Source organism: Affinundibacterium macrobrachii (genome assembly GCF_014652415.1).
GTDB lineage: Bacteria > Pseudomonadota > Gammaproteobacteria > Burkholderiales > Burkholderiaceae_D > Undibacterium > Undibacterium macrobrachii.
The window spans coordinates 217,136-240,276 of record NZ_BMYT01000005.1; the positions used below are offsets into that span (position 1 = coordinate 217,136).

The window sequence follows — 23,141 nt, forward strand, 5'->3', positions numbered from 1 at the left end:
TGCTTATAAATTTTTGCAGGGTTTGTTCTTGAAATCAGCTTTTCCCACCTAATCTATCAGTCAATTAATCATTGAATCCTTTTAGGGGGCATTATGCGTTTAGATAAATTGACGACAAAATTACAGGAGGCGCTGGCAGATGCGCAGAGCCAAGCGGTTGGTAATGATAACCAATATATAGAGCCGGTGCACGTCTTACTTGCATTGATCAATCAGGATGATGGCGGTGCGCGCTCTTTGTTGCAGCGTGCTGGTGTGAATATCAATAGCTTATTGGCAGGTTTGAAAAGTGCTATTGATCGTTTGCCAAAAGTTACAGGAACCGATGGGCAAGTTCAAATTGGGCGTGAATTAGCAGGCTTATTGAATTTAGCTGATAAAGAATCTCAAAAGCGCGGCGACCAATTTTTGGCGAGTGAGATGGTCTTGCTCGCTTTGGTCGATGACAAGTCAGAAGCCGGTAAGTTAGCACGAGAAAATGGCTTAACTCGCAGTGCTTTAGAAGCTGCGATCAAAGGTGTGCGCGGTGGTGCGAATGTTGATTCGCCAGAAGCGGAAGGGCAACGTGAGGCTTTAAAGAAATATACGCTTGATCTTACCGAACGCGCGCGTCTAGGTAAGCTTGATCCAGTGATTGGTCGCGACGATGAAATTCGTCGAGCAATTCAAGTCTTGCAACGCCGTAGTAAGAATAATCCGGTTCTGATTGGTGAGCCTGGGGTTGGTAAAACAGCCATTGTTGAGGGCCTTGCGCAGCGGATAGTTAATGGCGAAGTTCCAGATAGTTTGAAGTCGAAGCGCGTGTTGTCACTTGATATGGCCGCCCTGTTGGCTGGAGCGAAATTCCGCGGTGAATTTGAAGAGCGTCTGAAAGCGGTGCTGAAAGAAATCGCAATGGATGAGGGGCAAACCATCGTTTTCATTGACGAATTACACATCATGGTTGGTGCTGGTAAGGCGGAAGGCGCGATGGATGCTGGCAATATGCTCAAGCCAGCTTTGGCGCGCGGTGAATTGCACTGTGTCGGTGCAACTACGCTTGATGAGTATCGTAAGTACATCGAAAAAGATGCAGCGCTTGAGCGTCGCTTCCAAAAAATTATTGTGGACGAGCCTAGTGTTGAAGCTACGATTGCGATTCTGCGCGGACTGCAAGAGAAATACGAAGTGCATCATGGCGTTGATATCACTGATCCCGCGATTGTTGCTGCGGCAGAGCTCTCGCATCGTTATATCACCGACCGCTTTTTACCTGACAAGGCAATCGACTTGATTGATGAGGCTGCAGCCAAGATCAAGATTGAAATTGATTCCAAGCCTGAAGTGATGGATAAATTGGATCGTCGTTTGATTCAATTGAAAATTGAAAAAGAAGCAGTCAAGCGTGAGAAAGATGAGGGATCGAAAAAGCGTCTGGCTTTGATCGAGGATGAAATCAAGGCTTTATCACGCGAGTATGCCGATCTCGAAGAGGTGTGGAAATCAGAAAAAGCTACCGTGCAAGGTAGTACCCATATTAAAGAAGAGATAGAAAAAATTCGCCTGCAAATGGAGGACGCGAAGCGTAAAGGTGATTGGCAAACTATGTCGCAACTCCAGTATGGTCGCTTACCAGAACTAGAGGCACAATTAAAATCAGCCGATTTGCAAGCAGCCAAAAATGCCGAAGCAGGTGGCAAACCTAAGTTGTTACGTACCCAAGTCGGTGCGGAAGAGATTGCTGAGATTGTGTCGCGTGCGACCGGTATTCCTGTATCTCGCATGATGCAAGGTGAGCGTGAGAAATTGCTGCACATGGAAGATGCTTTGCATAAACGAGTAGTGGGTCAAGATGAGGCGATTACCGCGGTTTCCGATGCAATTCGTCGCTCCCGCGCTGGGTTGGGCGATCCAAATCGTCCGTATGGATCTTTCTTGTTCCTGGGCCCTACTGGCGTTGGTAAAACCGAATTGTGTAAAGCATTGGCTAACTTTATGTTCGATACGGAAGAGTCCTTGATTCGTATTGATATGAGTGAGTTCATGGAGAAACATTCAGTTGCGCGATTAATCGGTGCGCCACCGGGCTATGTTGGATACGAGGAGGGCGGCTATTTGACAGAAGCAGTCCGTCGCAAGCCATACAGCGTGATTTTGTTGGATGAAGTCGAGAAAGCGCATCACGATGTGTTTAATGTTTTGCTACAGGTGCTTGATGATGGACGTATGACCGATGGTCAGGGGCGTACTGTGGATTTCAAAAACACTGTGATCGTCATGACCTCTAATTTGGGATCGCATCAAATTCAAGCGATGGAAGGAAGTGAACCTAGCGTCATTAAGATGGCGGTAATGGGCGAAGTTAAATCACATTTCCGTCCAGAATTTATTAATCGTATTGATGAGATTGTCGTTTTCCATGCACTGGATGCAAAAAATATCGGTGCTATTGCGAAGATACAGTTGGATACTTTACATAAGCGCTTGACGCAGATGGACATGAGTTTGCAAGTTACTGATGCGGCATTATTGAAGATTGCCGAAGCTGGATTTGATCCAGTATATGGCGCTCGTCCATTGAAACGTGCAATCCAACAAGAGATAGAAAATCCTTTATCTAAATTAATGTTGCAAGGCAAGTTTGGTCCCAAAGATACGATTGTTGTTGACGTCGCGAACGGAGAATTGCTGTTTAAGTAAATAGACTTTGATTGGCAGACTCTGTTGAGTTAACTTTTTATAGAGCTCTGGACCGTCGGATAGTCTTATTTGTATACCCTACAAATAAGACTATCCGACGGTTTTGTTTTTCTAGACTTTTTGTGTATATTTTGTTGTGACGTCGGCGCGACAGCGTTGATGATTTTAGATATGCACCAATAGATGTGCCAATAGATGTGCCAATAGATGCACGAATCTTTCCCAATAGTATTTTTCAGCAAGAGGAATTTATGGTATCTGCAAACAATACGCAATTGATTGTTCGAACAAGCACTTTGGATGAGATTCCGCAGCTGAATCAAATGATCGTGGAATCAGCGCGTGTCTTAAGTCGAGGCTTTTACACCGAACAAGAAACCGAATCTGCGATCAAGTATGTATTCGGTGTTGATTCTGCTTTAGTGAAAGATGGTAGTTATTTCACCGCAATTTTAGATGGTGAATTAGTTGGTTGTGGTGGTTGGAGTCGTCGCCGCACTTTGTATGGTGGTGATCAGCGTCCAATGGGAGCAGATGAATATCTCGATCCGGCACATGATCCAGCGAGAATTCGCGCGTTCTTTATTTCGCCAAAAGCAGCAAGACGAGGTGTTGGTAGAGCTGTGTTTGAAGCATGTAAGCAAGCTGCACTTAAACAAGGATTTACTAGCTTGGAATTAATGGCAACGCTGCCCGGTGTGCCATTCTATGAAGTTTTGGGCTTTCAAAAACTTGAAGATGTATCTGATGTTTTGCCAGATGGTGTGACTATTCGATTTGAGCGTATGCGTTTGCAGATTGCATGATTTGCTTCAGCTCTAATTAATTTTGTTATCCATTAAATCGGTGTCAGAGCGTAAAAGAAAGGCCGGCGTTACTGCGTTCCGGCCTTTCTTCTTGTTCGTCGTTAAACTGACTGCAAACAAGAATTATTAATTGCTTGGTGTAATGCTCTTCACAACTTTGCCAGCTTCATCCAGCATCTGGATTTCTGCTTGACCAGCGGCGCTTACGATTAACATCATACGTGTTCTACCTTTGGCATCTTTTAGGCTTAGTGCTGATCCTTTATCTCTTGTATTACCTAAGTAGATTCGGTTCTCGGATAGACGACCTTCGTCAGATAATTTTTTCCAGTATGCAGCTTGCTCGGCTTGCGGAAGTTTTTCTGCTTCTGCGCCAAATTTCTTGATGTCTTCTATCGAGCTGACTTTGTACATAGGCACATCATTGATGCGGATGCCGGTTTGTTGATGATTGGCGCTATCCGTACTGATCAGTTGTAACGCCTGATCTTGACGGAAACGGTCGAAGGTGAGTGAGAGTCCAGCATCAATCTTGCCATTTTCTCCAATACTTCCTTTTTGAATAAAACCACCATTTTCAGTACCTTCTTCATTCACAAAGATCATGCCAGCAAAACTGCGACGATCTGGGCGAGCACCTTCTTTTCCTTGATGAAAATCGCCAGGGAATTGTGCGCGATTCGAGATGATCATACGTTTTGTTCCATCCGGTTCGACGATATTGATTCGACCTACGGTGATTTCATCAAAGCGTTCGTTCTTCACGGGTTCACGTGCGCCAGTTAACGCGAATACCGCGGCGAGTGCGGCTGCCATTGTGGTTGCGCCTGCAAAGAAAGTTCTGAGTTGTGACATAGTTTTCCTTCTAAAAAGTAAAGTGAGTCATTGGTAAAACAAAGCGTAAGCAAGTAGATATTTGAAAAAATACTTGAATAAAATCATAGCGATAATTAAAAAATCACTGTGTTGGAATTTTACGAATGCGCCATTCCATGAAGAAACCTAAGATGCCAGTAAAAAGTAATAGGCCACCCAAAAATTGTATAAATTGATTTTGATAAGATTGAACAATGCTGACATCGACTAAATGAAATTTTCGACGACCACCTTCGACGTTTTCATAAAATACCGTGCCAGCATTGTGGCTTTTCTCAACAAAAAGTGGTCGTCTGCGCTTCTCTGTGAAGTCTGCCAATAATTTGCTGGCTTCGTTTCTAGAAATTATGTTTGCATCAAATTTCAAATTGATGATTTTTTCAAATTGATCAAATACGTCTTCGGCCTCGTCTGCGCGAAATACGCCTTTCGACTCGTACTTATAGAGTTTATTCGGGAAAAATATTCCTTCATTCGCGCTCAAGAGGAAGGCGAAGCCTAATGTGCACAACGCAGCGGACCCAAACAGCCAGCGCTTTACGCTATGGGTTTTTACGACGATTGTTGTTTTCAAATAGTGCGCGACTTCGGGTATGTGTTTAAGACTTGTTTGTAGAATCTTTTTATCAATGTCTTTTAAAAAATCACCAGCTTCGATCTCTAGCGATTTCATAATGGTCTGGAACATTTCAGCAGAAGGTACCGATTTGTCGTTTTCCAATTTCGATAAATAGGATTGTTCGATACCGATTGCCTCTGCCATTTGCGGTTGCGTCAGATTTTTCTGCGTTCGTATTTGCTTTAACTTTTCACCAAAATTCATACTCACATCCATTAATTTTCTGTACTGAATTTCTTGAATCAACTTAATTCAATTTATCATCGAAGGCACTATCAACAGAGCCAACAGAGCCGATAGAGCCGTGCAAGTCGTATTCTTTTGTATTCAAGCGGAAATTGGAAGCTGAATATCTTTGAATATTCATGAATATTCAATTTTTAGCCGATTTAGCTAAATTTTTTCGCTGTGACGATCGCGGGATTGAGAGCATGATGTGATAACTGATCACATCATCGAAAATGCTTAAGCTAAATTGAGTGTGAATCTCGATCATTCATAAGTCGCAAAGCTGTGTCTTGATGCAACTTAGAATGCGTTGAACGGTATGCTGTTTAAACGGTATTCGATCAAAAATATTAAGGTGAGATAAAAAAAGGGAGGCAAATTGCCTCCCTTATGCGTCATTAATAGTGCCTTACTTTATGTAATTTGCCTGAACATCAATTTGAGATGTGGTTATTTATGGCAAAGTACACATGCAATGCGCCATCACCATATAGCTGCGATTTTCTTTTCTCAAATCTGCCAGCCAAGCCAAATCTTTAATCATCTCTGTAGCTGCTGCTGGTGGAATGCCATTAGGTGCAACAGCAACTTTGAACTGTTCATTGATTGCACGAGCCGCTGCTTTGGTCGCGCCGTCTTCAAACATGCTAAAGAATCGGTCAAATTTAGAAGGCTCACGTTCGATATACGTCACGCGATATTCGTTACCTAATTTTGCCAGCGTGGCGGCGGATTTTAGAGCATCTTGATAACTACCAATGCGATCAATCAAGCCACGTTCTTTGGCCTGTTCACCAGTCCAAACGCGACCCTGTGCAACCGCGTCAATTTTTTCAGGTGTCGTTTTGCGTGCAGCTGCGGCCTTTGTCGTGAACTCGGAATAAATATTTTCCACTCCCAACTGAATCACTTCGCCAAACTTCGGATTCATAGGGCGCAAAGGATTAAAGGAATCGCTCATCCAAGTGGTTGTTGTACCGGCGGTGCGCACACCAATCTTTTCAACGACTTTATCTACAGTCGGAAAAATCACGTACACGCCAATTGATCCGGTGATGGTCGCTGCGTCCGCAATGACTTCATCGGATGACATGGAAATCCAGTAGCCGCCGGAGGCTGCGACATTACCCATAGAAATGACCACAGGTTTTCCCGCTTTGCGCGTTAATTCCAATTCTTGGCGAATCAACTCAGAACCGAATGCGCTACCGCCAGGAGAATCAACTCTGACTACGAGTGCTTTGATTTGATCATCCTCACGTGCTTTACGAATCAAGTTTGCTGTGGACATACCGCCAATCGCACCAGGTGGTGCATTGCCTTCGCTAATTTCACCTTCTGCAACGATCACGGCAACCGCTGGGCCAAACGAAAAATGATTTTGCGCTTGTAGGTAGTCATCAAAGCTTACTTGTTTGAAGCTCTTTGTCTGCTCGTCCTTCGCACCCAAACCCAACATCATTTGGCGTAGTTCGTCACGCGATTTCAAACCATCAATTAATTTTGCATTGACCGCAAATTGCGCGACGCTTCCGTTTGCTGCTTTTAACATTTCGGGTAAGTTGTTGATGCTCTCCATGATCGCGCCAGCAGGTAGTTTGCGTGCTTTTTCTACGCCATCGGTGTAGAGCTTCCACATTGCGTTGTATAAAAACGCTTCAGCTTCAGACGAGGCTGGTGAAGGACCGTTAGCAATGTAGGGTTCAGCAGCGCTTTTGAAGGTGCCGACCTTCAATAGATTGACAGTCACGCCAATTTTATCTAAGGCATCTTTATAGTAATTGCGGTATCCACCAAAGCCACTCAACATCACATTGCCCATTGGGTGCATATACACTTCGTTCGCGTGCGCGGCTAAAAAGTATTGACGTTGATCGAAGCTAGATCCCCATGCGATCACTTTTTTGCCACTAGCTTTAAATCGTTCTAAAGCAGCTGCGACTTCACGCAGCATCGGCAATCCCGCTCCTTGCATACCATCGAGCATCAGTACGGCATTGTTAATTTTGGGATCTTTGCTAGCTGCATCAATCACGGTCAAAATGTCACGCAATTGTGTGGAGCGCTTGTTCTCCCCCTGCACCTCAGCAATGAAGGCATCACTTGCACTGCCAGCATGCTGTTCAACTAGTTGCCCTTTGAAATTCAAAATGAGCGCGGTTTTATCTTCAATCTTTAACTTGTCTGAAGAAAATAAAGCGTTCAATAGAATTATGACTAGTAACAAGAAAATAAAGTTAATGACAAAACGCCGACTCGTATCGACCGCACTCCAAAACCACTTAATACCTCGTCCGATTGAACGGAAGGGCGTAAAAGCCATAATAACTCCTGATTAAAAACAATTAAGGACAATAAATTACATACCAAGTTAAATCTACAACGTCTAACAAGTTACTGAATAGAGGACATACCAATCATTTTACCCATAGTTTATGCGAGCCAGTGGAAGTCCAGCATTTAAGTATCTATTTTAGCGATACATGTCGACAACTTGATTAGAAAAAATGAAGGCAAGCTTAAATTTATATTGGCAAGAGTTGGTTCGAATTTTAGCGGATTCCATTTTCCACAGCATAACAAAATCAGAAGTAGGAATTAAGGTTAAAATCCGTTTCGATCCGAGTTAAATTTGAGTTTAAATCAAATTTCTTTAATTTATTAACTTACGCGAAAGACCTCAATAATGAAAACCAAAGCCGCAATCGCATGGGAAGCCGGAAAGCCATTAACTATTGAAGAGGTAGATCTTCAAGGTCCAATGGCGGGCGAAGTATTAGTCGAAATTAAAGCGACGGGCATTTGTCACACCGATTATTACACGCTATCGGGTGCAGATCCTGAGGGGATTTTTCCAGCGATTTTAGGCCATGAAGGTGCTGGCGTTGTGGTCGATGTTGGACCAGGTGTGAAGAGTTTAAAAAAGGATGATCACGTTATCCCACTTTATACGCCGGAGTGTCGCGAATGTAAGTTTTGTTTATCGCAAAAGACGAATCTGTGCCAAGCGATTCGCAGTACGCAGGGACGCGGTTTGATGCCTGATGCGACCAGCCGTTTTTCGATTGATGGCAAGCCGATTTTTCATTACATGGGTACATCGACATTCTCCAATTACATTGTTGTCCCAGAAATTGCTTTAGCAAAGATTCGTGAAGATGCACCGTTTGATAAGGTTTGCTATATCGGCTGTGGCGTCACCACTGGCGTGGGTGCGGTCTTGTTCACGGCTAAAGTGGAAGCTGGCGCAAATGTGGTTGTGTTTGGTTTAGGTGGTATCGGTCTAAACGTGATTCAAGCAGCACGCATGGTTGGTGCGAATAAAATTATTGGTGTCGATATCAATCCTGCACGTGAGAGCATGGCACGCAAATTCGGTATGACGCATTTCATTAATCCGAAAGAAGTTGCGAACGTGGTCGATGCGATTATCGGTATGACTGATGGTGGTGCGGATTATAGTTTTGAATGCATCGGCAATACAACAACCATGCGCCAATCATTAGAGTGCTGCCACAAAGGATGGGGACAATCCATCATCATTGGTGTCGCGGCAGCAGGACAAGAAATTAGCACGCGTCCATTTCAATTAGTCACTGGTCGGGTATGGAAAGGCTCTGCATTTGGCGGCGCACGTGGTCGCACCGACGTTCCAAAAATTGTCGATTGGTACATGGAAGGCAAATTAAATATCGACGACTTAATCACCCATAAATTGCCTTTAGAGAGAATTAACGAAGGCTTTGACTTAATGAAGAGTGGCGAATCGATTCGTTCTGTGGTCGAATTTTAATACTGGTGATTTGATCTAAGTGAAGCATACTTAAGAACAATCAATTCATTTTGATTTTGATATTGATATTGTCCGTCATTTGCGCTTTATCTATCTAAGACTTAACTATCAAAGCTTCGATTACTTGTGCCTTGATTTTTGCAATCCCTTTCTCTAAAGCAAAAGAGTGAGGGATTCTCTCCTTATTTTGCGCCTTATTCCTGTAACTTCTACTTAATTTGTCATTTCGAAATGCGAGCGCGGGTCTGCGCTAGCGAGAAAATCACGGTATCGCATGTTAAAATGTGCGGTTATTTTTTTCTAAGCAAAATCTCGCAATGACCGATTCCATCAGCACTCCAGACGATAGTAATGAAGCAGACAACCTTGTCGTCAAAAAAGTATCGACCGACCTCATCAGTAAAGAAGTAGCGCGTCGTCGCACATTCGGGATTATTTCCCATCCGGATGCAGGTAAAACCACTTTGACTGAAAAACTTTTGATGTTTTCAGGTGCGATTCAGTTAGCTGGCACGGTCAAGGCGCGTAAAAGTGGTCGTCATGCGACCTCTGATTGGATGGAAATTGAAAAGCAACGCGGTATTTCGGTAGCTTCTTCAGTAATGCAGTTTGAATATCGTGATCACGTCGTTAATCTTCTAGATACACCTGGTCACCAAGATTTTTCTGAAGACACGTATCGCGTGTTAACTGCTGTCGATTCGGCCTTGATGGTGATCGATGCGGCAAAAGGTGTGGAAGAGCAAACCATTAAGTTGCTGAATGTTTGCCGTATGCGCAATACACCGATCATTAGTTTCGTCAATAAAATGGACCGTGAAACCCGCGATCCTTTGGAACTGCTCGACGAGCTCGAATCAGTCTTAAAGATTAATTGCTCACCAGTGACTTGGCCGATTGGTATGGGCAAAACTTTCCGTGGTGTTTATCACATCTTAAAAGATGAGATCATGTTGTTTACACCAGGTAGTGAGCGTGCCGATCAGGAATTTGAAGTTGTTAAAGGCATCGATAATCCACGTTTGGCAGAATTATTTCCACTAGAAATTGAGCAATTAAAGATGGAAGTTGAACTGGTACACGGCGCTTCACATCCTTTTGATTTGGCAGCCGTTTTGGCAGGTACACAGACGCCGGTATTCTTCGGTTCCGCTATTAATAATTTTGGTGTGCGTGAGATTTTGAACGCGCTTCTTGATTGGGCGCCAGCACCACGCGAGCGTGATGCGACTGTACGTACTGTTGCACCGATTGAAGAGCCATTCTCTGGTTTTGTGTTCAAAATTCAAGCAAACATGGACCCAGCACATCGTGATCGTATTGCATTCTTACGTGTCTGTTCAGGTCGTTTTGAGCGCGGCATGAAGCTCAAGCATTTACGCATCAATCGTGACATTAAAGTGTCGTCGGTGGTGACCTTCATGGCATCGTCACGCGAGCAAGTCGAAGAGGCCTATGCAGGCGATATTATCGGTTTGCCGAATCACGGCAATATGCAAATCGGCGATAGTTTTTCTGAAGGCGAATTACTGCAATTTACGGGTATTCCTTACTTTGCTCCCGATTTTTTCCGTATCGCACGTATTTTGAACCCGCTAAAAACTAAACAGTTACAAAAGGGCTTGCAGCAATTGGGTGAAGAAGGTGCGGTGCAGGTTTTTAAACCTATCGTGAGCAGCGACTTAATTCTTGGCGCGGTCGGCGTTTTGCAGTTTGAAGTAGTCGCTAGCCGTTTGAAAAATGAATACGGTGTTGATGCTGTATTCGAGGGAACAAGTATTAGCAGCGCACGTTGGATTACTTGCGAAGATAAAAAAATGTTGGCTGACTTTGAACGCTCAAGTGCAGGCGCCAACGTTGCTTACGATGCAGCCGGCAACATGGCTTACCTCGCCAGTTCAGGTGTCAATTTACGATTAACCCAAGAACGCTGGCCTGATATCGTGTTCCACGCAACGCGCGAACATGCTGCGAAGTTGGATTAATGCGTTGTTGTTGATTTTGACTGGCACACAAAAAAAGGCAGAAATTTTTCTGCCTTTTTTTATTACTGTTTCTACAAAATAGAAAAGTGAGCGACTTGTTAGCTCAATGACGTGATCTGATGAGTTGGATCGGTCATATCTTTTCGCCTAAGCTTGATTTGACTGCTAGCTACTGGGAACTATCCGCTTCTTGATCTTTAATATTAAGAAAGCGACACAGGAATAAAACTGGTAGTGCTGAGATAATGACCCAGATAAAGAAATTGTGATAGCCCAGCATGGTTTGAATTTTTCCACTCAGCATTTTGGGAATAACCAATCCTAGTTGCATAACGCCAGTGGCGAGGGCGTAGTGTGCTGTTTGGTATTTTCCAACCGCGACTACTTGCATCATAAATAGAATCAGCCCAACGAAGCCAAAGCCGTAGCCGAACATTTCTATGCTTAAGGCTGCGCCAATAATCATTAAATTATCTGGTAATGAAGTGCTCAAGAAAAAGAACACGATATTTGGGAAGTTCATTGTGATAATTAGCCAAGGTAAGGCTCGGCGTAGTCCTAACCAAGAAGTAAAGTAACCACCAAGTATGCTGCCACCCAAGAACGCGATTGTGCCTGCGGTGCCATAGACTAAGCCAACTTGTTCATTGCTCAATCCTAAGCCACCATGTTCTTTTAATTCTTTTAGAAATAGCGGGCCTATGGTTTGGATTTGTCCTTCGCCAGTTCTAAACAAAATGATGAACAGAATTGCCAACCAGATTCCTGGCTTTTTGAAAAAATCGATGATCACATCAACGGTGGTTGTGTAAATGCTGCGCATGGATTGCTTGGATTCTACTTGCTTTACATTGGGTAAAGACCAAGTGTGATAGAAACCAAGTGCAACTAACATCGCGCCTAACAATCCAAAAATAATTCCCCAAGCTTGTGCTGGCGGCATGCTTTTTTCTAGATGCCCAGCCAAGATAACAAGTCCACCAAGCGAAATGAATTTAGCCGCATTAAAAAATGCACCTTGCCAGCCAGCGTAGGCAGCTTGTTGTTTATTATTGAGACTAGCAATATAAAGTCCATCTGCGGCGATGTCGTGGGTTGCAGAAGAGATGGCGACAATCGCGAGTAAAGCAATACTGACCGCGAAGTAGTTGGGTAGTTGCATTGCTAGCGCAACGAGCCCTAGCGTTGCGCCCCCGATTAGTTGAAAGCAGACTACTAGAAATTTCTTACTGCGGGCGGCTTCCAGAAAAGGGCTCCACAAGGGTTTAAATACCCATGCAAAACCAATCGCGCCAGTCCAATAAGCGATCTCTTCGTTTGATACGCCTAAGCTTTTGTACATTAAACCTGCAACGAGTGCGATCGCAAAAAAAGGTAAGCCCTCGGCCAGATAGAGTGTAGGAACCCAAGTAATCGGGGAGCGCGCAGGTTTTTGTTCAATAGTCATAACAGCTGTCTCAGAAGGATGTAAGCAAAGATTCGGTGATATTTTGAGTTTTGCAGTAGGTAACTGAATCCAAACTGGTATATCGACGAAAGCAAGCTAAATTCGAAAATTTGGTGATACGAGCGGTCAGGTTTGAGCGCCTGAGCTACAACATACTATTCCGTTTTTATTCGGTCAACTGGTTTTACAAAAATAATGCCACTTACGTACCAATATGCAACTATACTGATGTTTTTTGTTCGCCTACTCGTCTAAATAGGTGTTTCTAATTGCAATATTCAGTATAGTTAATCAGAGATGGATTGAAGTTAAGGTACTTCGAATTGATTGATGTAGTTACTCTCGATTTTAGATAATTTTACTGAGTGGTATTGAAATATTGAAATCGTTTTGATTTGAAAATATTGGATGAAAAAGGTTTTCATGGTGCTGGGAAATGATGTTGCGGATGGTTTGGAAAAGTATTAATCGGGGGCAGGAATGAATCAGGATATGAATCAAGATGGGCAAGTGCATCAAGCGCACAGTCATGCGCAAGTTGCGAGTTTAAACAATCAACGTTTAACCTCCATTGATGCTTTGCGTGGGCTAACAGTTGCCGCAATGTTGTTAGTGAATAATGCGGGTGATTGGAATTATGTTTATCTTTGGCTTTCGCATTCCAGCTGGCACGGTGCGAGTCCTGCTGATTTCATTTTCCCGTTTTTCTTGGTGATTGTCGGTGTTTCCTTGTATTTGGCTTTAACGCCTAAATTCGAACAAGGCCTCAGCGCAAGACAATTGGCACCAACAATTATTTGGCGTGCTTGTAAAATATTTGCCCTAGGTGTGGTTCTACACTTGGTCGCGGTTGCATTGATTCCCGATCGTCAATTTCGCTTAATGGGCGTGTTACAACGAATCGGATTGTGTTTCTTGGTAGCGGGTTTGCTCTTTATTTATTTACGCTCTTTAAAGCAGCTTTGGTACTTGATCTTTGCTATATTATTGTCTTACTGGTATTTGTTAGCGTCGGCTGGCTCTTATCAAGCACATTTGAATTTGGTTGATCAAATCGACACGCGTGTTTTGGGAAGTCTCGCTTATCATTTCGATCTGCAATCAGGTTTAGCGCAAGAGCCAGAGGGCATACTGAGTACCGTGTCGGCTATCGTTTCTGTTCTATTGGGAATTCAAGCGGGGGCGATACTACGCCGAGGACAGGCTAGCAATCTCTTATTGCTGGGTTTGGTGATGTGTGCGTGTGCTTATCTTTGGTCATTTGTTTTACCGATCAATAAACACCTTTGGACATCCTCATTTGTCTTGTGGACCACGGGATTTGCTTACCTGATTATTTGGCTCATGCATCAACTCATAGATCGCTTGAAGTTGCCCGCAATTGGTTTAAGTTTTGGTGTGAACGCGATTGCGGCATATGCGGGTTCATGGGTGGCAACTTGCGTATTAGCGGGAACAGGATGGATGGATAAAATTTACGGCGGATTGTTTGTCCCCATTTTTACGCCGATCAATAATCCATATTTGACGTCGCTGGCTTTTGCTATTGTATTTACAGCGACATTTGCCGTTTTGATGTTGATCTTACGCAAAATTGGCTGGCGCTTCTCCGTTTGAATAGCCAACTTGAAATTGCTTTTTTGATTGAAATTTGTTGGTGATGATCGCTTTGGAATTTTCTTAGCATTAGCACTCTCGATCTGTTGCATCAATTCATCAGACAAACGCGTAAAAGCTTGTGTCTTGTGCTTACTCTGTTAGGATAGAAGTGAAGGCCGCTCGCAAATCGTTTGGTTTGCTTGCTTGGCGCTTCTCTTAGCTTCGCTTCTCTCTCCACCTAATGGAGTTATGCATGTCGAGTAAACGTATTTCGATGTCAGATATCGTGCTTGGGCAACCTTTGCAATGGGATATCTTTGGCGCCGATGGCAATTTGTTGTTGAGGCGCGGCTTTGTCGTGAATAATGCGCATCAAGTCGAGGTTTTGATTGAACGTGGGTTATATGTCGACGGCGACTTAATGGAGAATGCATCGCGCGACAAGAAAATTCCTAAAGTAGTTGAACAACCATCTGTAGTGCGCATCATTTCGCAAATACGCAATGACCTACGAGCCTTGTCTTACAATTTGAATAGTGTTGAAAATCCTCGCGATAAATTCCTTACCTTAGCGAAGTATGTTTTGTTGGCGACTCGTATTGATATGGACGTCGCTTTAGGTTGTATCTTGTTACATCAGGAAGGCAACTACTCTTCTCGACATTGCGTAGATACCGCAGTGGTTGCGATTGTCATTGGACGGGCATTAAAGAAATCTGAAGATGAATTAATTCTGTTGGCAGCGGCATGCTTGACTATGAATTTGAGTATGCTCAGACAACAAGAAAGACTGCAAGAGAAAAGTGAGTCTTTGAGCGCAGAGGAACAAGAATTGATTTTTCGTCATCCTCAAGAATCCGTGCAACAGTTAATCAGTGTCGGTGTCAATGACGAGCAATGGTTGTCTTGGATTTTACATCACCACGAGAATGAAGATGGCAGTGGCTATCCCGCCAAGAAACGTAGCGCCGAAATCCCTCAAAACGCGAAAATTATTTCGATTGCTGACCGCTATTGCGCCCGCGTTTGCGCGCGAAGTTATCGTAAGTCTTTATTGCCGAATGCGGCATTGAGAGACATTTTAATAGGCGGAAAAAATACCGTAGATATGATGTTGCTGACGCTATTTATTCGTGAATTAGGAACATATCCAATTGGGACTTTTGTACGCTTGGAGGATGGAGCGATTGGCGTCGTTACCAGCAAAGGTGCGACTACCACGACACCTTATGTGCACTGCTTACTTGGACCAAGAGGTGTGCCACTAGCAGCCCCGATTAAACGCGATACACAAAAGCCTTTGCATGCAATTCGTGAAGTTTTACATCGTGATCAAATTGTGATGCGTTTTAGTATGCGGCAACTTTGGGGTGATGTGGCTGCACAGTGAATGGTATTTATTTGGCGTAGAATTTTGTGCGTTTTACGATTAAAGATTGAGATGATATGAGCCGAGACGAATTGGATGTATATGCAGAACAGAACCAGCAAATGGCTGACGAAGAAACACTAGGAGACATCGTAATGAGTGAGTTATCTGAACAAGAACCGACGCGGTATTTTGATCTTGTTTATATCTATTCTGCAGATAATAGTTATGTTCAAGAATTAAGTAATGCCTTGGGTGTGTATGATCATGAAGTGGTAGGTTTTTCTGATTTGGAGGAGTTCCGCTCCGCGATTTTGGTGAGAGCACCGGCAGCTGCTGTGTTAGATATCGATTCTGAGGCAGGTAAGTTGGCTAAAGCTGCAATGTCGACCCGCGTGATCACTAGCTTTCCAGTGATTTATATTTCGGCAAATGATAATTTTGAGGATAGATTATTGGCGGTACGTGAGGGTGCGGAAGGTTATTTTATTAAACCGATTGATGCCCAGGCTTTAAGCGTAAAAATTGACGAGAAGATTGCAAAAAACACGGTACGCTCTTATCGCGTATTGGTCGTTGATGATGACGAATTTTTCTTAAGCTTTTTTGATGCCGTGTTAAGTAGTGCCGGTATGCACGTGCGTTCGTTGATGGATCCGACAGAAATTCTTGATGCGATAAAAAAGTTTAAACCAGAACTCATTTTAACTGACTTATATATGCCTCAATGTAATGGCATAGAAATGGCAAAGGTTATCCGTCAGAATAATTTGTATGTCGAAATTCCTATCGTGTTTTTGTCCTCTGAGACAGAGATGCAAAAGCAATTAGGCGCAATGGAAACTGGTGCAGATGATTTTTTAACCAAGCCTATAGATCCAGAAAAATTGATTGCCTCGATTTCAGCACGCGCTGAGCGCTATCGAAATTTGCGCAAAAAAGGATGATGCAGTGAAGGGGAAGGGGGCGGCTTAGTTTATCTAGCCGCTCTTTTTTATTTACTGGTTTTATTTGCTAATGTTTTAGAGCCAAACTTTAAGGGTAGAAAATTTCTACCTGATAGTTGGATGCCTTTGCGATATTCAGCTCAAAATATAGTTTGTGATTGCTCTCACTGAGTGCGGCAATTCCCTTTGGTAGATCCGATTTTGTATTCAGATATTCACTCGCTTGGAAAACTTTTTGCAATACAGTTTTGCCGCGACGATCTTTTAAAGTTAACTCTAGCGCTGGCCATTCTTGAATGGTAGAGCTCTTATTTTGAATTTGAAATGCTAAGGTGTTGATTCTTAACTCTTCGTTTAAGATCAACAACTCGCTTCCAACCAGTTCTAACATACGGCGCTCTGCCGGTAACTTGATTTGGCATCCAATCATTTGACATGCACGTAGCAAGTGCGGCTTAGTTGCTGGCCATTGTGCTGCAATTTGTGTTCTGAAGAAATACCCACCTTGTAATAGGATAGCGAAGACCAATACTAGACATGAAAAAAACAAAGCAATTGTTTGCCACTTTCCATAGCGCCGTTTTTTTTCTGCCTGCAGCACAAATTTAGGTGTTTCTTCATCTCCATCAATCTCGGCTGGTGGCTGTGAATCAGAAATGCTTTCGATCTGTTCCTCTGTATATATTGTATCCGTATGTGCGTCGGAATCTGCGCTGCTTCGTACAGTTGTTGCATGCGAAGACGTAAATGAAGGCGGACGACTCGTTAACGCTGATTCTGTTAGAACTTCGCCTAAATGAGGTTCATGTCTAGACCATTCTTTGGCATCTTCATCAAGCGTTGCGATTCGATTCTCTAATTCTAATTGATGTAATAAATCCGCTTGTTCAACTAGGGCGCGCTCTTCAGACGTAAGCTCGAACTCCAACTTGCCAGTTAGGGGGGAAGGCTTCTGTTTATCGTTTGAATTGCTTTCAGGCTTAGGCTCTGTAGTGCCACTGACACCTAACTCGGGCTCAATTGTTTCTAATTGTGCCGAGAATTGCTGCATTAAGTTTTGCTGTTGCTGGCTATGAACCGACTCTGATGCCGAACCTAAATTCATCAATTGCTCAAATTCATCAAGCTCTTGATCCGAATTTGAATTGGATTTTTCTTTGGTTTCTACATCAGAGTTGAATTCTGGAGCTAAATTCGAATCGGGATTTGAGTCCAGATTTAAAGCTGGCGCAGTGGTATCAATCGGTGACGCATTTATGTCTATCGTATCCTGCGTTTGTTCTTGTGTAGCTTCATCGTTTGCTGTTACGAAGTCGTGTTCTTCGCCAGATTGACGATTAGATTCAAAATCGAATTCTCGATTTTTTGAATCAGCTGCATCTAGCTGATCATTTTGAGCATCTGCTTCTACAATGTCCGAACCTGCTTCAAACTCAGCTCCAAACTCAGCAATAAATTCTGCCGTAATTTGAGGTTTATGTTCATCGCCATCTTGACTCGCTTCATCTGGAGCTATTTCAGGATGATGAGACTGTTCCCTTGCATCAGATGCGATCGGATGTTCGTCTAAACTTGATTGATGCTGCGGTTCAGTTTGTCTAGAACTAAGCGGCGTTGTGTCCTCGACTGCAGCTTCCTGTTGAAGTGAGCTTGGTGTTTGTTGCTCACTTGCTGATTCTGTCAGCTTGGAATCAGGCCGTTTGCGTGGTGCCTCACCGGGTGCAAGCAAATGTTCGATGCCATTAAAGGTGAGCTTGCAAGAGCCGCATCGAACCATTCCCGCGTGTAGCTTTAGCTGGTCATTCGCGACCCGGAAGCTGGTGTAGCAATGAGGACATTGGGTCGCGAGTGCCATGATGTATGTGTTCGATGCTGAAGTTCAGTTGTTGGATGAGGAACGGCGACCGTGTAAAGCGACCCAGCCTTCGCGCTCTTGCCAAACACTCAATTTGATGAAAGGGGCATAAGCAGCGGCAACTTCTTCAGCTTGACGTGCTAACACGCCAGATAGAATCAGTGCGCCACCTTCTGCGACTCGACCCGAGAGCATTGGTGCCATCAGTTTCAATGGGCTTGAAAGAATGTTAGCAACCACAACATCAAATTGATGTGTCGACGGATATGTGTCACCAAATGCTTCTGGTAGTGAGAACTCGATATCGCATTGATTGCGTTCGGCATTGAAATTCGCTGATTCAATTGCTTGAGGATCGATGTCTACGCCGACTACTTTATTCGCCGCGAGTTTTTTCGCTACCATCGCTAAAATTCCAGAGCCGCAACCATAGTCGAGCACCGATAAATTGCTGGGGGCATGCGCTTCTAACCATTCCATGCATAAACGTGTCGTTGGGTGACTGCCTGTGCCAAACGCCAAGCCCGGATCTAGCTCTAGCACCAACGCTTGCGGGTCAGGGATTTCATGCCAACTTGGTACCACCCAGATATTTTTGCCGATATGAATTGGTTCAAATTGAGATTGCGTTAGGCGCACCCAATCTTGTTCTTCTACACTGCGCGTGGTGAATGATGGCACAGTTGCCAATTTGATTGACGCTGCCGCTTCCGCCACCAGCGCAGCATGGTCGATGTCTGTGTCTGCTAAGGCAACAACACGACTACGTTCCCACGCGCGTTCAGTGATTTCCATGCCCGGTTCACCGAATAATGGTTTTTCAGCGTCTGTTCCTTCATCGGCATCTTCTACTGATACAGATAAAGCACCTGCATCCATTAGTGCGTCGGATAAATTTTCTGCGTGATCGCGCGCAACTTCAATCAGGATCTCGACCCAGGCCATAAATATGCTTTCAAATTCAAAATACGTTTCGTCGCATGGAACAATGCAGACGAATTAAATTAATAGTGCTTACGCAAAATTCCGTCAATTAGGCAGCTTGCTACGAGCATAACGACCTTAGTTTTTGTTTTTCGCAAGTTCTAATCAAAAAACGCGATTGAATATAGTATCTCAATCGCGTCATGGAAACTACCTAAGCAATCTTATTGCCGATGGTTTATTTATCTTTTTTAGATAGCACAGGCATATCTGCCAATTTATGCTCTAAATAATGAATATTGGTACCACCTTCAATAAAACGTGCATCGACCATCAATTCGCGGTGCAGCGGAATGTTGGTTTGAATTCCTTCAACGACCATCTCAGACAAGGCAATTTGCATACGACGAATTGCTTGTTCGCGCGTCGCTCCGTAAGAAATCACTTTGCCTATCATCGAGTCGTAATTTGGTGGTACGAAGTAGCCAGCATAAGCGTGCGAATCAACGCGGATGCCAGGGCCGCCCGGTGTATGCCAAGTTGCGATACGTCCAGGTGATGGCGTAAATTTGAATGGGTCTTCAGCGTTAATGCGGCACTCGATTGAGTGACCACGTAACTCGATATCGGATTGCTTGAAGCGTAGCTTGTTGCCAAACGCGATATGAATTTGCTCTTGAACGATATCCACGCCTGTAATCATTTCGGTGACCGGATGTTCAACTTGTACGCGCGTATTCATTTCGATGAAATAGAATTCACCGTTTTCATAGAGAAACTCAAAAGTACCCGCACCACGGTAGCCAATCTTGCGGCAAGCTTCAGCGCAACGATTACCAATTTTTTCGATTGTTTTACGTGGGATGCCTGGAGCAGGGGCTTCTTCAATAACTTTTTGATGGCGACGTTGCATGGAGCAATCGCGCTCACCCAACCAAACAGCATTGCCGTGTTGATCAGCTAAGATTTGGATTTCCACGTGGCGTGGATTTTCCAAAAACTTTTCCATATACACTTCTGGATTGCCGAATGCTGCACCCGCTTCGGTCTTGGTCATAGTGACAGCATTTAACAACGCTGCTTCGGTATGAACCACGCGCATACCGCGACCACCACCACCACCAGCGGCTTTGATGATGACCGGATAGCCGACTTTACGTGCAGTTTGGACGATCACTTTAGGATCATCAGGTAAGGCACCGTCTGAACCTGGTACGCAAGGTACGCCCGCTTCAATCATGGCGTGCTTAGCGGAGACTTTGTCACCCATCAAACGAATTGATTCGGCACGAGGACCAATGAAAACAAAGCCAGATTGTTCAACGCGTTCAGCGAAATCGGCGTTTTCAGATAAAAATCCGTAGCCAGGATGAATCGCTTGCGCATCAGTAACTTCTGCGGCACTGATAATTGCCGGCATGCTTAAGTAACTGAGATTAGATGGTGCTGGGCCGATACAAACCGATTCGTCAGCGAGTTTGACGTATTTGGCTTCGCGGTCAGCTTCAGAGTGAACGACTACGGTTTTGATGCCCATTTCGCGGCAGGCGCGCTGAATACGGAGGGCAATTTCGCCACGATTGGCGATCAGAATTTTTTCAAACATAATATATTTTGCTTTGGCAGAGGTTGCAGTCCGAAAGCTTGGGAGCGGTAAATTTTGTTTTCGCCAGATTGACTGGCGAATCAAATGGCATCATCAAGCTAGTCGTGCTGATAGGTCGTGCTGGAATTAAGCAATGATAAACAATGGTTGGCCAAATTCGACCGGTTGACCATTTTCGACCAAAATTTGCTTGATGCTGCCAGAGAAATCGCTTTCGATTTCATTGAGCAATTTCATCGCTTCGATAATGCATAAAGTGTCACCACTGTTTACATTTTTGCCAATGTCTACGAATGGTGCAGAACCAGGTGAGGCTGCGCGGTAGAAAGTGCCAACCATTGGTGATTTGACTACATGGCCTTCAACTGCTGCAGGTGATGCTGGAGCAGCCGCGGCAGCGATTGGTGCAGCTGCTGGCGCTGCTGCGGCTTGTTGCATCATGGTCTGCATTTGTGGCTGCATCATCACCATTTGCCCTTGTTGAGCGGGTGCGGATTTCACGATACGAACTTTACCTTCGCCTTCGGTGACTTCCAACTCAGAAATGTCGGATTCTGCAACGAGGTCGATAAGGGTCTTGAGTTTTCTTAAATCCATGTGAAATCTCCTGAAAATTGAGGGCGTTTATCTGTGCATTTAGGCATACTTTTGGTCGCTAAAATGCTATTTTTGGAATTGACGCAATTCATATTTGTGTGATGAATGTATGTTAATTGCGTGAAGATGCGAGAATTTAAAGGTTTTTTAATGCAAAGTCAATCGCAAAGCGATATCCATCTGTGCCTAGACCACAGATCACACCTTTGGCTATATCGGAAAGATAAGAGTGATGTCGAAATGCTTCTCGTTGATGAATATTTGAGATATGGACTTCGACAAATGGAATCGCAACACCTGCCAAAGCATCGCGCAAAGCAACACTAGTGTGGGTGTAACCACCTGGATTGATTACAATTGCGTCAACTTGTTCGGTGCGTGCTGCGTGGATTCGGTCGATTAAAGCGCCTTCGTGATTACTTTGAAAACATAAGAAAACACCGTTGGCGGCTTTAATTTGTTGCTCTGCTGCATTTTCTATGTCACTAAGTGTTTGTTTTCCATACACTTCTGGTTCGCGGGTGCCTAATAAATTCAGGTTGGGACCATTGATAAGCAAGATCTTGCGTGCCATAGAATTTGATGAATTTGCCGAAGTTGCAGGCATTTTGCCGTTAATTGCTCCTAATTGGCAAGCAAAAATCCAGTATCTTTTTATTTTTTTGTGTTTAGTCTTAGGATATCGGCTTTCAATTCCGGCATTTTTAAGCGTCCGGTATAAGCTTTTAAGACTTTTCCTTCAGGTGAAATTAAGACGGTAAAGGGAAGCCCACCAGCTTTGTTTCCCATCGCTTGTGACAGGCTAGTGCCATCCATACCAGCAGCAAAAACGGGATAGCTAATTTGATATTTTTTTGCAAAGTCTGCAATATTGCTTGGTGTGTCGATACCCAAACCAAGTAATTGCACATTCTTATTCGCAAACTCTTTTTGCAATTCGACTAACTCTGGCATTTCTTCCACACAAGGTTTGCACCAAGTAGCCCAGAAATTAACGACAAGAAACTTTCCTTGCCATTGCTTGATTGCTTGCGGTTTGGCGCTTGCATCATTTAAGGTGAGTCCGAACAATTGTTGGGCCGCAGTATCGGCAGCAGGAGCCGGTTCGAATTTCTTTGCGCCTAGAGTTGCACCGAGGCCAGTAAAGATTAAGCCGATCAAGATGGCGGAGATGGTGAAACGTTTATTCATCACATAGTTCCCAATTGTTGGTTTTCTATTAAGGTCAGTAAATTGCTCAAATTGGCGCGTTCATTTTTATCGGTGTGGCGAAGATCGTCGATATCATGCACCAATAGATGAACGCCTTCATTCTTGTGGATAAAACTCAAAGTCTCAAGCGCTTCACCGCGTTTGCCTTGATGTTCTGAGACTTCGTAGTCGACCCCTAAGTTCAATAGGTAAATCGCAACATCTTTGCTGTTGTCAGTGTAAAGCTGTAAATAAATATCGGAGTGTTCGCCCGCAGTGCCGTTTAAAACTGCGCCAATGATATACGGATTGAATGCGTTCAGTTCTTGCATTAGAGCTGCGGCTAATTGTCGCAAGTGTAACAATCGTGCAGGCTGGCTATCGGCGAAGAAGATTGCTTGATACTCACGCACTTGTTGTTCAATTTGCGCATTGTCCGGCAAAATGTTGCCGTTTAGCTTTTGATTGCCAAGCAATTGTTTGACCGCGCGCCGCTTGGCTGCGCCGTATTCGGCACCTTCTTCGGCGATGAATTTTGCCGCAAGCGAGGCAATTTCTTCGCGTATTTGGGTGACTGAGTCGCCATCATTAAAAATAAAATTCGTCATTTGCGCATCATA

The 23,141-nt window shown here is 44.0% G+C and carries 18 protein-coding genes; 7 read left to right on the top strand and 11 right to left on the bottom strand.

Features of this window, described 5'->3' with window-relative positions:
- The first annotated feature begins 93 nt into the window (after nucleotides 1–93).
- Both clpB and IE103_RS15065 read left to right on the top strand, forming a co-directional pair.
- Complete coding sequence (clpB, locus tag IE103_RS15060) at nucleotides 94–2,679, top strand: ATP-dependent chaperone ClpB (protein ID WP_189346955.1); 2,586 nt, start codon at nucleotides 94–96, stop codon at nucleotides 2,677–2,679.
- A 251-nt stretch (nucleotides 2,680–2,930) separates the two neighbouring features.
- Nucleotides 2,931–3,485 carry a GNAT family N-acetyltransferase gene (locus tag IE103_RS15065; protein WP_189346956.1) on the top strand — a complete coding sequence of 185 codons (555 nt, stop codon included), beginning with the start codon at nucleotides 2,931–2,933 and terminating at the stop codon, nucleotides 3,483–3,485.
- 126 nt (nucleotides 3,486–3,611) lie between these two features.
- On the opposite strand, the gene IE103_RS15070 is transcribed toward IE103_RS15065, so the two are convergent.
- The 3 genes from IE103_RS15070 to sppA all read right to left on the bottom strand — a co-directional run bounded on the left by IE103_RS15070 (nucleotide 3,612) and on the right by sppA (nucleotide 7,531).
- A complete protein-coding gene (locus IE103_RS15070; RefSeq protein ID WP_189346957.1) occupies nucleotides 3,612–4,340 on the bottom strand; it encodes a hypothetical protein in 729 nt (242 codons plus the stop codon).
- Between the two features lie 103 nt (nucleotides 4,341–4,443).
- A complete protein-coding gene (locus tag IE103_RS15075; RefSeq protein ID WP_189346958.1) occupies nucleotides 4,444–5,184 on the bottom strand; it encodes a helix-turn-helix domain-containing protein in 741 nt (246 codons plus the stop codon).
- 478 nt (nucleotides 5,185–5,662) lie between these two features.
- Nucleotides 5,663–7,531 carry a signal peptide peptidase SppA gene (gene sppA, locus IE103_RS15080; RefSeq protein ID WP_189346959.1) on the bottom strand — a complete coding sequence of 623 codons (1,869 nt, stop codon included), beginning with the start codon at nucleotides 7,529–7,531 and terminating at the stop codon, nucleotides 5,663–5,665.
- Nucleotides 7,532–7,894: 363 nt separating this feature from the next.
- Here sppA and IE103_RS15085 point away from each other — a divergent pair, with 363 nt between their 5' ends.
- Nucleotides 7,895–9,001, top strand: coding sequence for an S-(hydroxymethyl)glutathione dehydrogenase/class III alcohol dehydrogenase (locus IE103_RS15085; RefSeq protein ID WP_189346960.1), 1,107 nt, complete (start codon nucleotides 7,895–7,897; stop codon nucleotides 8,999–9,001).
- A gap of 317 nt (nucleotides 9,002–9,318) precedes the next feature.
- Nucleotides 9,319–10,986, top strand: a complete 1,668-nt coding sequence (locus tag IE103_RS15090; RefSeq protein WP_229827312.1) for a peptide chain release factor 3 — start codon at nucleotides 9,319–9,321, stop codon at nucleotides 10,984–10,986.
- A gap of 169 nt (nucleotides 10,987–11,155) precedes the next feature.
- Here IE103_RS15090 and IE103_RS15095 read toward each other — a convergent pair whose 3' ends face one another.
- Nucleotides 11,156–12,433: an MFS transporter gene (locus IE103_RS15095; RefSeq protein ID WP_189346962.1), complete on the bottom strand. Its 1,278-nt coding sequence runs from the start codon at nucleotides 12,431–12,433 to the stop codon at nucleotides 11,156–11,158.
- A 492-nt stretch (nucleotides 12,434–12,925) separates the two neighbouring features.
- On the opposite strand from IE103_RS15095, the gene IE103_RS15100 reads away from it, so the two are divergent.
- The 3 genes from IE103_RS15100 to IE103_RS15110 all read left to right on the top strand — a co-directional run bounded on the left by IE103_RS15100 (nucleotide 12,926) and on the right by IE103_RS15110 (nucleotide 16,348).
- Nucleotides 12,926–14,050, top strand: a complete 1,125-nt coding sequence (locus tag IE103_RS15100) for an acyltransferase family protein (RefSeq protein ID WP_189346963.1) — start codon at nucleotides 12,926–12,928, stop codon at nucleotides 14,048–14,050.
- Between the two features lie 235 nt (nucleotides 14,051–14,285).
- The gene (locus IE103_RS15105; RefSeq protein ID WP_189346964.1) at nucleotides 14,286–15,422 is read left to right on the top strand and encodes an HD-GYP domain-containing protein; all 1,137 of its coding nucleotides are present in this window, start codon (nucleotides 14,286–14,288) and stop codon (nucleotides 15,420–15,422) included.
- A gap of 56 nt (nucleotides 15,423–15,478) precedes the next feature.
- Nucleotides 15,479–16,348, top strand: a complete 870-nt coding sequence (locus IE103_RS15110; RefSeq protein ID WP_189346965.1) for a response regulator — start codon at nucleotides 15,479–15,481, stop codon at nucleotides 16,346–16,348.
- 88 nt (nucleotides 16,349–16,436) lie between these two features.
- Here IE103_RS15110 and IE103_RS15115 read toward each other — a convergent pair whose 3' ends face one another.
- The 7 genes from IE103_RS15115 to IE103_RS15145 all read right to left on the bottom strand — a co-directional run bounded on the left by IE103_RS15115 (nucleotide 16,437) and on the right by IE103_RS15145 (nucleotide 23,129).
- Nucleotides 16,437–18,203, bottom strand: coding sequence for a DUF3426 domain-containing protein (locus IE103_RS15115; protein WP_189346966.1), 1,767 nt, complete (start codon nucleotides 18,201–18,203; stop codon nucleotides 16,437–16,439).
- A 24-nt stretch (nucleotides 18,204–18,227) separates the two neighbouring features.
- Entirely contained in the window at nucleotides 18,228–19,148 is a 921-nt protein-coding gene (gene prmA / locus IE103_RS15120; RefSeq protein WP_189346967.1) for a 50S ribosomal protein L11 methyltransferase, read from the bottom strand.
- A gap of 217 nt (nucleotides 19,149–19,365) precedes the next feature.
- Nucleotides 19,366–20,733: an acetyl-CoA carboxylase biotin carboxylase subunit gene (gene accC / locus IE103_RS15125; RefSeq protein WP_189346968.1), complete on the bottom strand. Its 1,368-nt coding sequence runs from the start codon at nucleotides 20,731–20,733 to the stop codon at nucleotides 19,366–19,368.
- Nucleotides 20,734–20,859: 126 nt separating this feature from the next.
- Nucleotides 20,860–21,330 (bottom strand): acetyl-CoA carboxylase biotin carboxyl carrier protein, encoded by a 471-nt coding sequence (gene accB, locus IE103_RS15130; protein WP_189346969.1) that lies wholly within the window; start codon nucleotides 21,328–21,330, stop codon nucleotides 20,860–20,862.
- Between the two features lie 136 nt (nucleotides 21,331–21,466).
- Entirely contained in the window at nucleotides 21,467–21,904 is a 438-nt protein-coding gene (gene aroQ, locus IE103_RS15135; RefSeq protein WP_189346970.1) for a type II 3-dehydroquinate dehydratase, read from the bottom strand.
- Between the two features lie 80 nt (nucleotides 21,905–21,984).
- Entirely contained in the window at nucleotides 21,985–22,521 is a 537-nt protein-coding gene (locus tag IE103_RS15140; protein WP_189346971.1) for a TlpA disulfide reductase family protein, read from the bottom strand.
- A complete protein-coding gene (locus tag IE103_RS15145; RefSeq protein ID WP_189346972.1) occupies nucleotides 22,521–23,129 on the bottom strand; it encodes a hypothetical protein in 609 nt (202 codons plus the stop codon). The genes IE103_RS15140 and IE103_RS15145 overlap by 1 nt, the downstream gene beginning before the upstream one ends.
- Between the last annotated feature and the right edge of the window lie 12 nt (nucleotides 23,130–23,141).

Excerpts from the sequence above, each read along its gene's own strand:
- IE103_RS15090 (WP_229827312.1), top strand. The coding sequence starts at position 9,319 with ATGACCGATTCCATCAGCACTCCAGACGATAGTAATGAAGCAGACAAC.
- accB (WP_189346969.1), bottom strand. The coding sequence starts at position 21,330 with ATGGATTTAAGAAAACTCAAGACCCTTATCGACCTCGTTGCAGAATCC.
- prmA (WP_189346967.1), bottom strand. The coding sequence starts at position 19,148 with ATGGCCTGGGTCGAGATCCTGATTGAAGTTGCGCGCGATCACGCAGAA.
- aroQ (WP_189346970.1), bottom strand. The coding sequence starts at position 21,904 with ATGGCACGCAAGATCTTGCTTATCAATGGTCCCAACCTGAATTTATTA.
- accC (WP_189346968.1), bottom strand. The coding sequence starts at position 20,733 with ATGTTTGAAAAAATTCTGATCGCCAATCGTGGCGAAATTGCCCTCCGT.
- IE103_RS15095 (WP_189346962.1), bottom strand. The coding sequence starts at position 12,433 with ATGACTATTGAACAAAAACCTGCGCGCTCCCCGATTACTTGGGTTCCT.
- IE103_RS15115 (WP_189346966.1), bottom strand. The coding sequence starts at position 18,203 with ATGGCACTCGCGACCCAATGTCCTCATTGCTACACCAGCTTCCGGGTC.
- IE103_RS15110 (WP_189346965.1), top strand. The coding sequence starts at position 15,479 with ATGAGCCGAGACGAATTGGATGTATATGCAGAACAGAACCAGCAAATG.
- IE103_RS15075 (WP_189346958.1), bottom strand. The coding sequence starts at position 5,184 with ATGAATTTTGGTGAAAAGTTAAAGCAAATACGAACGCAGAAAAATCTG.
- IE103_RS15140 (WP_189346971.1), bottom strand. The coding sequence starts at position 22,521 with ATGAATAAACGTTTCACCATCTCCGCCATCTTGATCGGCTTAATCTTT.
- IE103_RS15070 (WP_189346957.1), bottom strand. The coding sequence starts at position 4,340 with ATGTCACAACTCAGAACTTTCTTTGCAGGCGCAACCACAATGGCAGCC.
- IE103_RS15065 (WP_189346956.1), top strand. The coding sequence starts at position 2,931 with ATGGTATCTGCAAACAATACGCAATTGATTGTTCGAACAAGCACTTTG.
- sppA (WP_189346959.1), bottom strand. The coding sequence starts at position 7,531 with ATGGCTTTTACGCCCTTCCGTTCAATCGGACGAGGTATTAAGTGGTTT.
- IE103_RS15085 (WP_189346960.1), top strand. The coding sequence starts at position 7,895 with ATGAAAACCAAAGCCGCAATCGCATGGGAAGCCGGAAAGCCATTAACT.
- clpB (WP_189346955.1), top strand. The coding sequence starts at position 94 with ATGCGTTTAGATAAATTGACGACAAAATTACAGGAGGCGCTGGCAGAT.
- IE103_RS15105 (WP_189346964.1), top strand. The coding sequence starts at position 14,286 with ATGTCGAGTAAACGTATTTCGATGTCAGATATCGTGCTTGGGCAACCT.
- IE103_RS15145 (WP_189346972.1), bottom strand. The coding sequence starts at position 23,129 with ATGACGAATTTTATTTTTAATGATGGCGACTCAGTCACCCAAATACGC.
- IE103_RS15100 (WP_189346963.1), top strand. The coding sequence starts at position 12,926 with ATGAATCAAGATGGGCAAGTGCATCAAGCGCACAGTCATGCGCAAGTT.